Origin of the sequence: Algoriphagus locisalis (assembly GCF_900116615.1) — a bacterium.
Taxonomy (GTDB): domain Bacteria; phylum Bacteroidota; class Bacteroidia; order Cytophagales; family Cyclobacteriaceae; genus Algoriphagus; species Algoriphagus locisalis.
Map to the genome: position 1 here is coordinate 37112 of NZ_FPBF01000013.1, position 13227 is coordinate 50338.

At 41.5% G+C, this 13227-nt stretch carries 8 protein-coding genes; 7 read left to right on the plus strand and 1 reads right to left on the minus strand.

Annotation, left to right across the window (positions count from 1 at the left end; genetic code table 11):
* Positions 1-7 precede the first annotated feature (7 nt).
* The 3 genes from BM386_RS23055 (at position 8) to BM386_RS23070 (ending at position 2711) form a co-directional block, all read left to right on the plus strand.
* Positions 8-631 (plus strand): hypothetical protein, encoded by a 624-nt coding sequence (locus BM386_RS23055; protein ID WP_091698474.1) that lies wholly within the window; start codon positions 8-10, stop codon positions 629-631.
* Entirely contained in the window at positions 618-1439 is an 822-nt protein-coding gene (locus BM386_RS23060) for a hypothetical protein (protein WP_091698476.1), read from the plus strand. The genes BM386_RS23055 and BM386_RS23060 overlap by 14 nt, the downstream gene beginning before the upstream one ends.
* An 801-nt stretch (positions 1440-2240) precedes the next feature.
* Positions 2241-2711, plus strand: coding sequence for a JAB domain-containing protein (locus BM386_RS23070; protein WP_091698479.1), 471 nt, complete (start codon positions 2241-2243; stop codon positions 2709-2711).
* A gap of 254 nt (positions 2712-2965) precedes the next feature.
* On the opposite strand, the gene BM386_RS23075 is transcribed toward BM386_RS23070, so the two are convergent.
* Entirely contained in the window at positions 2966-3343 is a 378-nt protein-coding gene (locus BM386_RS23075) for a winged helix-turn-helix transcriptional regulator (RefSeq protein ID WP_091698480.1), read from the minus strand.
* Positions 3344-3466: 123 nt separating this feature from the next.
* Between BM386_RS23075 and BM386_RS23080 the strand changes: the two genes are divergently transcribed.
* From BM386_RS23080 to BM386_RS23100, 4 genes are all read left to right on the plus strand, one after another.
* The gene (locus tag BM386_RS23080; protein ID WP_091698482.1) at positions 3467-4261 is read left to right on the plus strand and encodes an SDR family oxidoreductase; all 795 of its coding nucleotides are present in this window, start codon (positions 3467-3469) and stop codon (positions 4259-4261) included.
* Positions 4262-4313: 52 nt separating this feature from the next.
* A complete protein-coding gene (locus BM386_RS23085; RefSeq protein ID WP_091698484.1) occupies positions 4314-4634 on the plus strand; it encodes a hypothetical protein in 321 nt (106 codons plus the stop codon).
* A 596-nt stretch (positions 4635-5230) separates the two neighbouring features.
* Positions 5231-5578, plus strand: a complete 348-nt coding sequence (locus BM386_RS23090; RefSeq protein WP_170857167.1) for a helix-turn-helix transcriptional regulator — start codon at positions 5231-5233, stop codon at positions 5576-5578.
* Positions 5579-6214: 636 nt separating this feature from the next.
* A partial coding sequence (locus BM386_RS23100; RefSeq protein WP_139235989.1) for a DUF5050 domain-containing protein occupies positions 6215-13227 on the plus strand: 7013 nt, incomplete at its 3' end.

Below are 13227 nucleotides of genomic sequence, written 5' to 3' on the forward strand. Positions count from 1 at the left end.
TACTAGAATGGAAAATACTTTCAAAACGTTTCGAAAAAAATACCGCTGTCAATCTAAAGCCCAAGCCTTTCGGGTGGTGGAAGAGCTTTTTGGATCCATGGCAGACCTCCCATTTTGGCTGAAAAAAGTATCAAAGATTCAAAATTCAGTATTCGATCCAGATCCCGACTATTCGGTATTACTTCCCGATACAGTAATGTATAATGGGCATCTGTTTTTGAAACTTATCCATGCAAGTCATTGCTTCATGGATTTTCCGGCCTTGTCAAAGGACGGTATGAAATGGGAACACTTGGTTGATGATTGGACTGAAAATAGATATTTATTCCAATCCCCGAGGGATTCATTTTATCATCTGATCGAATACTGTCCGAAGTATCTATCGCCAGAGCAGGTTTTAGATCCGAGTGGTTTTATCCGAAAGTTTTTTAAACGCAAGAAATTGAAATCATGGTTAAAGCGATGGAATCATTTCAGGGAAGCTTCCTTTTACACATTTTCGATTGTCGAAGAAATGGAAGGGGAGTATCATAAAGATTTCCAATATTTTCTAAAGCTCACCGAAGCCTGCTACCTGATCTATGTTCGTTTTTCTCCCACTCAGAATTCAAAAAACCATGATACAATTTGAAACCAATCAGGCACACGATGATCTTTTCAACCTGTTTCCCAAAAATGAATTGCATGAATACCTCTGGGAAATGCTTCAGGGCTGGATGATTTTCCTTACCCAGCGGGAGAAGGATGATATGGATATTGCCACCCGAATGTATTTCTATGAGCTATTAAGCCATTTGCTGAGGCATCAATATCAAAAAAAGCAAATAGAGAAGGACGGGCCAACTAGTGCTAAAATGGATGCACTTTGTTCCGCATTCATCGAACTCCTCCATCCTTTGGCAATCTATGAGCATCATGTCACATCTATCCGCCATTTGTATTTGCTCCTGCCACACCTCAGTCCCAGTGAACATGATGAGTTGGAAAAAGTGGTTGAATTTCTGGCCTCAGCAAATGAAGGCCACCAAGTTCATTGTATCTCTGCTTCCTATCTGAGAAAAAGCCTGACTGAAGGCAATCCGTACCTCTGGAAAGAAGTTCTTCCAAGCCAGACGAAATATCTCTCCCCGAATTTTGAGGAATTACCAACCCTAAGTCCCGAAGATCGGAAACAGATATTCACCAAAGCTGCAGAGAGGCTTGAAGATGGGTTGGACAAAGCAAAGGAGTTCCAATCACTTGCTAAGCAAACCAATCTAGAAATGACACCATTTCTGCTTCATCAATCAGCGGAGATGGCTCTTAGGGCGATTTTGATGGCTTGGGAAAAACTGGAAAAGAAAACCCATGAAATGCCCATGAGAATTGCTTCTCACACAGAGGGATGGCTGTTTTGGGCATTCCATGTGGCAAATGAAAATCAAATTATGAACACATGAAATTAGGATATTGCTTCGCTTTGCATCCAAGTATAACCCCGAATTAGGGTCAATTTTTTCTCCAGAGGAGGAAAAACTACTTAACCTCCTGGACAAGTGTTATACTAATTCACGCTATCATGCCGGATTTAAAGTGCCTGAAAAACTTCTTCCCAGCTTGGAGTGCAAAGTCAATTCAATAATTGATTTGGCTACCAGTGAGTATGCAAAGTTAGTTGATCTTGCTGGGTAAACTTACCCAAATGCTTATCAGTCACTTACCAAATACCCCCTAAATACGAGGATAATTCGGGGTGAATTCGAGTTTTTTACCGCTGGATGTGGTATAATCCTCGTAGCATAATGGTACGAAAACAGCAATATCCCCACATTTGGTATCGGTGAACCTGCCCCTTACTGCACTTTTGAGCAACTTGTGTATGACTTTCAAAGATCCGGAATATGATCGTCCAGTGGTACATAAAGCAATTTTTATATAAAAGTTTAAAAATGTATTTGCATTCAATTTCATAAGCTAAATCAACTCTTCCGCTCAATCTTTTCGTCCCTATTCTGCCCACGTCCTTTCATTTATTCAGTTTCCAATTGGCATTGATCGCTATAAGCTTGGAGTCGTTAAGAAGTTTTTTATGCCTCTAGAATTCCTCACCAAGTTAGTCCTCTGGGCTCTGGGCGACCGAAAGCTTCCAGCATAAAGCCGCTTGCTGCGCTGCGCTTTTTATTCCTTTGCCTTTCGGTCTTTGTCGCCCACGGCCTGATGATGCTTCATAATTCATTGTTTCACAAAAACCAAAGAAGATTATGGAGACTGCAGAAAGAAAAATTGATTTGTTTGAAGTAGCTGAGATTAAGCTGAGCTACAGTGCAATTGTAAAAAACTCACTTCGTCCTAAGGTGAGTAGTTCCAGACAAGTATATGAAGTGTTTGCCAAAGCCTGGGATCAGGACGGGATAGAGTTTGTTGAGGACTTTAAGGTAATGCTCCTGTCTAGAGCAAACCTGGTGCTGGGCATTGTGAACATCAGCTCAGGAGGCACCGCAGGAACTGTAGTGGATGTGAAATTGGTCTATGCAGCTGCTATTAAAGCTAATTCCAGTTCTGTGATTTTAGCGCATTGCCATCCGAGTGGGAATCTGCTGCCATCAGAACAGGATAAGCGCTTGACCCAGCGAATCAAAAAAGCAGGTGAAATTCTGGATATTCCAGTGTTGGATCATTTGATCATGACAGCCGAAGGATACTATTCCTTTGCAGATGAAGGGGATTTTTAGGGCTCTTCTATTAAATTTTTTATAGACTTTCTAACTAACTAGGAACTATTCTCTTTTTGAGCTTATGATTTGTCATAAATCAGTGCGCTTCAAAAGGTTTTTAAGCTGCTCGAATAAGAAAAAAGGATTTTAAACACCTGAAAATACTTCTACTTATGATAGTTGGGACGATCTGTAGATGAAGAAGGTAGGAAGTGTTTTGAAGTAATTTTCACATTTGTATAATACGAGCTTGTTAGAATCCCATGGGGAGATTAGTTTCCATTCTCCGGCTCGGATTCATATCTTTTCATGATGACTCTTTTTAGTCTTTCTTCATGATCGTCTCCCCATTGACCCAGAACCGATATTACGGGGATTAGCGTTTTTCCAAATTCCGTTAGACTGTATTCCACTTTTGGAGGCACCACTGGGAAAATTTCTTTTGAAATCAGTTCCTGCTCTTCCAATTCTTTAAGCTGGATGTTTAATACCCGTCTGCTGGCATCCGGGATTTTCCGTTGCAACTGGCTAGGACGCTTGTGTCCTTCATTGATAAACCACAACAGGCGTATTTTCCATTTGCCATAGAGCACCTCGGCGATAAGGTCAAGCCCACAATCCAGGTTCGGTAAAATTTTTCTCTCATACATGCTACAAAAATAAGCCTATGTGACGATAGGTGCTATAGGGGATAAATTTATCCCTATCCGAATCGTAATTCCGGTACTTGTGCTTGCCGCCCATAGGACTGAAATTTGTCCAAAAGAAAAAACATGGAAGAGCAATTTGATTTCAACAATGAATTGGCAGGTAAAATAGCGTTGGTTACAGGTGGTACCAAGGGAGCTGGAAAAGCGATTGCCAAGCGGCTGTCCCAGGCTGGCGCAACTGTCATTGTCACTGCCCGGAATAAGCCTGAACCAAAGGTAAGTGGGCAATATTTTATTTCAGCAGATCTGTCACATCCTGAAGGGGCAGAAAAAGTGGCAAAGGAAGTTTTATCAAAATTTGGTAGGTTGGACATTCTCATTAATTCTCTGGGAGGGTCAGAAACCAGGGCAGGCGGTTTCGCTGTATTGACCGATGAGGATTGGGAGCAAACGATACACATGAATCTGCTCGCACCAGTGCGATTAGACAGGGCTTTTTTAAACCAAATGCTAGATAGGCAAAGTGGAGTGATTATCCATGTCGCATCGATTCAGGGAAGGTTGCCGCTATATGACTCTACCTTGCCTTATGCTGCTGCCAAAGCAGGACTTATCAATTACAGTAAAGGTCTGTCCCAAGAAGTCTCCCCAAAGGGGATCAGAGTGTTGACAGTCTCTCCGGGATGGATCATGACAGGCTCTTCATCCAGAATGATGGAGAGGATCTCAGAAAGTTCTGGGTCTTCCCTGGAAGAAGCCACCCAAAGCGTGATGGATGCCTTGGGAGGCATACCGATCGGACGTCCGGCCCAGCCGGAGGATATAGCAGAATTTGTTGGGTTTTTGGTCTCTCCAAGGGCAAAATACCTCACAGGAACTGAATACATCATTGACGGGGGGACGATCCCCACAATCTAGCTCTTACTAATTCACAAAAAATAATCTTAGTTAAATCTAAACAATTGAAAAAATGAAAAATGAAATCCCGCAGGTAGTTGCCCAATTAATCGAAGCGCAAAAGCACTTTGACAGTACTTCTTATGCCAGCTGTTTTACTGAAACAGCAATTGTTTTTGATGAGGGAAAAAACTATTCAGGAAGAAGGCAGATCAGGGAATGGATTGAAAAGGCAAATCAAGAGTATAAGATAAGCATGATCCCGCTGGAATATTCGGAAAGCGACCAAACACTGAAAGCTGAAGTCAAAGGGCAGTTTCCCGGCAGTCCTATCGTGTTGAACTATCAATATGAATTTAATGACGGGCTGATTCAATCCCTGAAGATTGTCTGAAAATTGGACTTCAAGGGAGTTTGAGGGGCGAAAGACCCTGGGTTTAAGATTCATTTTGATGGATTTTTTACCCATTCCTTCTTCCCCCAAGTTAGCCTGCTCCGGCCACATTAGGCAAGAGAAGTTGGCATAAAGCCAACGCTCTTCCCTCTGTTGGTTTATTCCGCTTCCTGCTTCCTTGCTGAAAGGTCAAAAAGTCAAATTTTTTAGATTTATGCTTCTTTTTTGTCTGAACTTTTAGCGTAATAAAACAGCAAGCATGCACGAGGGTCCATTTTCTATATCTGGCTATTAAGTGTTATACTGAATGGAATGGTGGGAATTAATGGTTAATGAGAACGCTTTTTTTATTGGAAAAGTCTCATAGCAACAAGTAGGAAAAACATCGGTTCAGAGCAATTAGATCTGATCTTTTTCGCCTTTCGTATCAATTATATTGAAGTTTGGGTTTGTTTTTATGGCTTTTAAATATAGTTTCACTTTTGAAATACTGTGAACTAAAAGCAGTCAATAAAGCTGATTTTTAAAAAAAAAAGCGCCTTAGTACTATTTATATTATGTCTGACCAAAAGTCCGAAAATTCTATTTTTTTAAAATTGAAATTGTATTTCGAGGAGGAGGGGGAATACCTGAATAAGGATGTTTCAATTACTGCCATTTGTAAAAAGATAGGTTGTAATCCACGAGAGTTTCCAAAGTTGCTCAAGGACGAGTGTGGGATTGGGATTAACCGTTTAATAAATCAATATCGAATCCGGCATGCGATAGATATGATTGAAAATGGTTACCTCAAAAGGCTTACAGTAGAGTCTTTGGCAGAGGAAGTAGGCTTCAGATCTAGAAATACTTTTTACCTGGCTTTCAAGAAAGAAACAGGCTTGAGTCCCTCTGCTTTTGTTGACTCTGTGGTGGATTTAGAATGGGTAGGATTGGTAAAGATCTGATTAGAACTAGGTAGAGCAATTTTATTTGGCATTTCTTCAAATTTGCTGATTTTTTACATACGTAATTTAAAGTTTTTAGAATACTGAAATTAGCAGTTGGGTTTGGCTTTGTCCAAAAAGCCCCCAAAACGTAGCTTATTGCATCATATTGCAGACAAATTGTTTTTTTTTGCGCTTGGATTTACGGCGTTAATGCTTCTAAAACCAGTCGGATTACTAATCTGACTTTTTAGGTTTCTCAATGCAATTATTTCTGAAAAAATGCTGTACACAAACTATATATTCATTTCAAAACGGTTTTTGATTTTACTAAAAACAGAGGCGGAAATGGGCTCTCATTACATCTTGAAGTTTATTACACTACAAAGTTTGTTCTTGGGAATCTTATGGATGTTAACCCTGCTATTCTTGCTAAGCTGTCGAATATGGAATAAAGACGGAAGGGCTGTACTACAAGAAACTTCCAATTCAGTGACACGAAGTGGTTTTAGTGCTTCTGGTGCTTTTGGCTGAAAGCCCCCCGAAAAAATGTAAAAAGCACAGCTGCCTCAGACATCATCGCTTCCATAGAATTCTCGGCGATTAAATCACGCCTAAATCAAACTCAGTCTTCCTTTAAATTATCAGACAGTTTTTATGAAACACTTTATACGTTTTCAGCATGTTTTGCATGGTGAAGTCAATCAACTCAGGATTACAATTGGAATAATTCTGATGCTAATTTTTGGTTCGTCTGCGTTGATGGCTCAGGGAAATACGTCATATGAATTTCCGACAGGAAGCAAGGTCACCTTAAATGGGGCTGCATTGGAATTATCAAACAGGAGCAGTTTTAGTCTGGAATTTTGGGCAAACTTTAGTACGACATCTGGTATTGTAAACCTGGTGGATTTTTCTGGTGGATTAGAGGCAGGAGGCCTAGTTTTAATGGATGGAAAACTGACAGTTGATCTTTCCTGTGATTTTGGATGCCTAACCACCAGTGAAGCTATTTCAGTAAATATAGGTGAGTGGTATCATATCGCAGTTGTGTTTGATAGCGGGTTATGGGATTTTTACGTCGATGGAACTGCAAGGGGAACAAATTTACCTGATCAGGGGGCGCATAGCACAGTTCCGAATTACACGAGCCTTGGGGTAACAGACCTTGTGTTTGGGTTTCAAAATCATAGTGCGGTAAATGATTTTGCAGGGAAAATTGACGATATCCGACTATGGAGTTCTGCTCGTACCCAATCAGAGATACAAAATAATCGTAGTAAAGAAATCGCAGGAAATGAAGCAGGTCTCATAGGCTACTGGAAACTTAATGAAAGCAGTGGAACTACAGTTTCCGACAGCCAAACCAATGCAACAGCTCTAAATGGGACAAGTAGTGGTGTTTTATTTGGCAGGGATGGTGCGTTTCAATCAGTTGCTCAACCTACTGTTAACACTACAGTCGCATCTTCCATAACCGCGACTGGTGCCACTTTAACCAGTGAGGTCGCAGCTGATGGCGGAGCTACAGTCACAGAGCGTGGTTTTGTTTATGCGACTACTACTAATCCAACAACAGCAAACACGAAAGTGCCGGATGACGGTACAGGAACAGGTGCTTTTACGGAAAACATCACAGGCCTTACTGCTGGTACAACTTATTATGTAAGAGCTTATGCTACCAACAACGCGGGAACAAATTATGGAGATCAGGTAAGTTTTACGACGGGTGCACCAGCGCTTGCCCCTCTCCAGTCACTGTACTGGCCAAACGAAAACATCGACAAAATAGAAGGGATTTCTCTGACCGGCTCAAGCCGTCAAGATATTGTAACTATTGCAAGCTCTGGGTCGATTATTGCAATTGACATTGATCAGATCAATGAAAAAGCCTATTGGTTTGATCAAACTGATTCAAAAATTTATAGATCTAATCTTGACGGAACTAGTATTGAAGAGTTTGTGTCAAACCCAGGTTATGCTACCACCATTTTTGTGGATCATGTAAATGAATACTTGTATTGGCCCAATTACGAAGGTTCAAAAATTGAGCGGATCAAACTGGATGGAACCGGACGAGAAGATGTCATCAGTGCATCGGACCCAATAGGTATCAGCGTAGATGTAAGTGGTTCGAAAGTTTATTGGTATGATCAGACTAACGGGAGCATATATAGGGGTAACTTGGATGGATCTGGCAGTGAAGAATTCATCTCCAATCCCGGTTTTGCTACTACCCTTTACATTGATCAAAAAAATAATCATTTGTACTGGCCAAATAATGAAAGTTCGAAAATTGAACGGATCAAACTGGATGGTACCGGACGAGAAGATGTTATCAGTGCAACGGATCCAATAGGTATCAGCGTAGATGTAAGTGGTTCGAAAGTTTACTGGTATGATCAGACTAACGGGAGCATATATAGGGGTAATCTGGATGGAACTGGCAGTGAAGAATTTATCTCCGATCCCGGTTATGCCACTACTCTTAGTATACCCTGGGAGCTGCCAGCCAATACGCTCCCTACAGTGGGCACTTCTTTGGTTAGTTCTATAACAGCTACTGGAGCCACTCTTAGCAGTGAAGTTACCAGCGATGGCGGTGCCATCGTCGATGAACGTGGCTTTGTTTATGCCACCAGCTCCAACCCAACGACATCAGATATAAAATTACAGGATGGTAGCGGAACAGGATCTTTTGAGGAAGCCATTACCGGGCTTACTGCCGGAACAACCTATTATGTAAGAGCTTATGCTACCAACAGTGCAGGCTCAGCTTATGGAAATGAGGTGAGTTTTACGACGGGTGCAGCTTCAGGAGGAACAGAATGTACTGTTTCAAACCCGTTTGATGATAGTAGTGATGAAGTCTTTGATGGTCACTTAGGGCAATCCTTCGTAGCTTGTGAGTCAGGTACTTTAAAATCGATCGGCTTACTTGTTACTGCTGGCTCTACGAATACAAATGAGACTATAAATATCTATTCTGGTTCTTCTACAAGCCCTGGTAACTTACTCGGAACTGTTACCGGACAGACACTTACTGAAAATGGAGGAAACCCGACTAACTATGCTGTTGTTGACTTCTCTTCAGAAAATGTAAATGTATTGAGTGGACAAACCTATACGTTTGATATTCCTACTGGTGCAAATTTGGTTTTCACAAATGACAATGGCTATACAATTGGTGGTCTATTCTATTTAGGCTCGCCATTCGGGGGAAATCTTGACCTTGTTTTTGAGGTCGTTATAGAAAGTGGCGCTTCTTCCACCACCCCGACCATAGCCACCTCAGTCGCCTCTGAAATCACAGCTACCACAGCAACTTTAAGCGGAAATGTAACTGATGATGGTGGAGCTGAGATAACTGCACGCGGAATCGAATATAGTACCACTAATGGGTTTGCGGAAGGTACTGGAACGCCGGTTGCAGCTCCTAGTGCAAGTACTGGCGAATTTACGGTAGCTACATCAGGACTGGTGGCTTCTACAACATATTATTATCGGGCTTATGCCACAAATAGTGAAGGCACGAGCTATGGAGATCAGGTGAGTTTTGAGACGAATGCTCCCACCATACCTCTTACAATAAATGCGAACAATGGATTAACCTTAAATCAAGGAACAACTCAATTTATCGGTTCAGGTGACCTAAATATTTCTTATGACGAAACATTTGTAGCATCTGATATTACATTTACTATTACTTCAGCAGTGTCATACGGAGTTTTGTTCATAGATTCTAATCAAAATTTCCTAGTTGATGATGGAGAGGTAGAACTTGTTGAAAATTCCACTTTCACTGCAGAAGAAATTGATGGTGAACGATTCAGTTATAAGAATACTAGTGCGAATCAGAGCGCAGATAGCTTTGTATTTAAGGTAAGTGATCCCAATGGAGGAGAGCTGAACAACCAGACGTTTAGTATTACCATTAATTTACCTGAAGTACCCACTGTGACCACCACAACTGCCTCAGGTATTACCGCAACAGCAGCAACATTAGGCGGAAACGTTACTGATGATGGTGGTGCAAATGTTACCGAGCGAGGGATTGTTTACAATACGACAGGAACACCAACTACAGCCGATACTAAGGTTCAAATTGGTAATGGAACTGGGGAATTCTCTCAGGAGATCACAGGGCTGAGCGCCAACACCGAATACTTTGTCCGTGCTTATGCGATCAATGATGAAGGTACGAGCTATGGAGATCAGGTAAGTTTTACTACACTTTTACCTCAAAACCCTCCATCTATTACCTCTACACCTTTAACGACTATTCCTTACGGTCAATCCTATCAATACAGCATTGAAGCTTCTATTGAGAATGACCTGGAAACTACCCTTACGGCACCAACCTTACCTTTTTGGCTGACTTTCAGTTTAGACGGACAAAGTGGCGCCACTCTATTTGGAAATGTTCCGGCTGGAGTGTCATTGACTGGAGTGGCAGGGGATGATGAGGGAAATATTTACGCTATTCGTTCAAACGCGACAGAAATATTTAAAATCCAACCTGATGGCACGACGACTTCCTGGAAATCCGGGATGCATTCAGGAAGTGTTTATGCCTTACATATTGCCAATGGATATGTTTATATACCGAGGTATTATAACTCAACTCATTCCATTACTCGAGTTCCATTAAATGATCCCTCGGCAGCGGAAGAAGTATTCCTTTCTCGCGAAGATGGTGCATTATCATTGACGGACAAAGACGGATTTATATATGCAGCAAACATTGAAGGAAATGAGATATTGAAGATCAATGAATCAACTAAAGCAGTTGAAGTACTTTTAAATTCCACAAATGGGATTCCTAATTGGGGTCCTTTTGGATTAACTTTTGATGAACTGGGAAATCTTTATATTGCTACTTGGGGTGATAGAAGCATTTTAAAATATGATGGAACTACCCTCAGCACAGTCCTATCGGGCTTGCCGAATGACGTTTCTTCCATCAGAGTGGATAAGAAAAGTAATTTTTTCCTTTCTATGAGTGGTGGGGGGGTGAGAAAATATACTTCAGATTTTAGCTCTTTTCAGGTGGTTTCCCTACTAGAAACGGATAATGTTTGGAGTCTTTCCTTTACCTCAAGCGGAGCCTTGGTTTATTCGAAGATGGGCACAAATGAAGTGTATCGTCTTCAAACTGGTGCCATATTAACTGGGACTCCTGCTAAATCAGATACAGGAGAACATCCCGTAGTATTAAGGGCGAGTAATTCTAACGGATTTACAGAGCAGGAATTTACCATCACAGTAACTGATGAGACAGGTCCTATAATTTCAGCATTGAATCCTGAAAGCAATGCCACTGATGTAGCCTTACAACCCACTCTTTCTATGACCTTTGATGAGGAAGTGGTTTTGGGAAATACTGGAGTTTTCAGTTTGGGTAAAGTCGCTGAGGATGGCTGTACTATCACTCCATTTTTGGAATTTGATCTGAGTGACCCGACTGATAAATCAGCCTTTACATTATCCGAAGATAAACTCACCGTCTCCTTGACCATCACAGAGAACCTTACTGTAAATACGCGGGTGGTTATGGCGGTCCCTGCAGGTTTTGTCTTGGATTCATTGGATAATTCATTTGCTGGATTTACCGCTAATACCTACACTTGGTCATTTACTACTCTTAATAAGAATGAGCAGGCCATTACCTTCCCAGAGATTGGCAACAAGACAACAGCTGATCCCGCCTTCACCTTGGGCGAGGCAGAAACAGATCAGGGATTAACGGTAACTTATACTGCTGCAGATCCAACTGTGGTAAGTATTACTGGAAATCAAGCAACTATTCTCAAGGCTGGAAGCACCTTGATTACTGCTACACAAGAAGGGGATGATCTGAATTTTGCTGCTCAGCCAGTAGAAAGGACACTGACTGTTTCTGGCCCTCCAAGTATCACGAGCACTCCTATCCTAACTACCCCATATGGGCAGTCTTATCAATACAGCATTGAAGCTTCTATTGAAAATGACCTGGAAACTACCCTTACGGCTCCTACCTTACCTGCTTGGCTAACTTTCAGTTTAGACGGACAAAGTGACGCTACACTATTTGGAAATGTACCAGCTGGGATAGCATTATCAGGAGTGGCTAGTGATGATGAAGGTAACATTTATGCAATTCGCTCTGATGGAGCAGAAATATTTAAAATCCAACCTGATGGCACAACGACTTCCTGGAAGTCCGGGATGCATTCAGGAAGTGTTTATTCCTTACATATTGCCAATGGATATATTTATATACCGAGGTATGGAAATTCAACCCAATCCATTACCCGTGTTCCTGTAAATGATCCTTCTGCACCTGAAGAAACTTTTCTTTCCCGTTCAGGTGGGATAATGTCTTTGACTGATAAAGATGGTTTTATTTACGCGTCAAACTATGCTGGTATAGAGGTTTTGAAAATAAATGAAGCCAATAAGACCGTTGAGGTGTTGTTGAATTCCACAAATGGACTTTCTTCTAACAGGCCGTTTGGATTGACTTTTGACGAAGATGAGAACCTATATATATCAACTTTATCAACTACACTCTTGAAATATGATGGAACTACGGTCAGCACGGTTCTATCAGGCTTGCCTAGTGCTACAACATCAGTAAAACTAGATAAAAACACTAATTTTTATATTTCTTTTGCAGGTGGAGGAGTAAGAAAATATACTTCAGATTTTAGCTCTTCTCATGTGGTTTCTCTACTGCCAACTGATAATGTTTGGAGTATTTCCTTTACCTCAAGTGGAGCCTTGGTTTATGCGAAGATGGGCACAAATGAAGTGTACCGTATTCAAACGGGTGCAATGTTGAAAGGAACAGCTGCTAAGTCAGATCTTGGAGACCATTCTGTAGTACTCAGAGCAGAGAATGAAGCTGGGTTTACAGAGCAGGAATTTACAATCACAATAACTGATGAGACAGGCCCTATAATATCAGCATTGAATCCTGAAAACAATGCCACCGATGTAGCCTTACAACCCACTCTTTCTATGACCTTTGACGAGGAAGTGGTTTTGGGAAATACTGGAGTTTTTAGTTTGGGTAAAGTCGCTGAGGATGGCTGTACAATCACTCCATTTTTGGAATTTGATCTGAGTGACCCGACTGATAAATCAGCCTTAACACTATCCGAAGATAAACTCACCGTTTCCTTGACCATCACAGAAAACCTTCCTGTAAACACTCGGGTGGTTATGGCGGTCCCTGCAGGTTTTGTACTGGATTCATTGGATAATTCATTTGCTGGATTTACAGCTAATACCTACAGTTGGTCATTTACTACAATCAACAAGGTTGAGCAAACGATCACGTTTGGTGAAATAGAACAAAAGACATACGGTGATGCCAGCTTTACTTTAGGTAATGCAGAAACTGATCAAGGCTTATCAGTAACCTATACTGCCGCTGATCCGACTGTAGTGAGCATCACAGGTAATCAGGCGACTATTTTGAAACCCGGTTCGACTACAATCACCGCATCTCAGGATGGTGATGATACCCGATTCCCAGCAGAAAATGTAGAGCGAACTCTGACAGTGGCTAAAAAGGGATTGACCCTCAATGTTGACGCAGACCAGAGCAAGGTGTACGGCCAGACCGATCCAGCCTTGACCTACACGCTGACAGCGGGTGAACTGGTCGGAGAAGATGCCTTCAC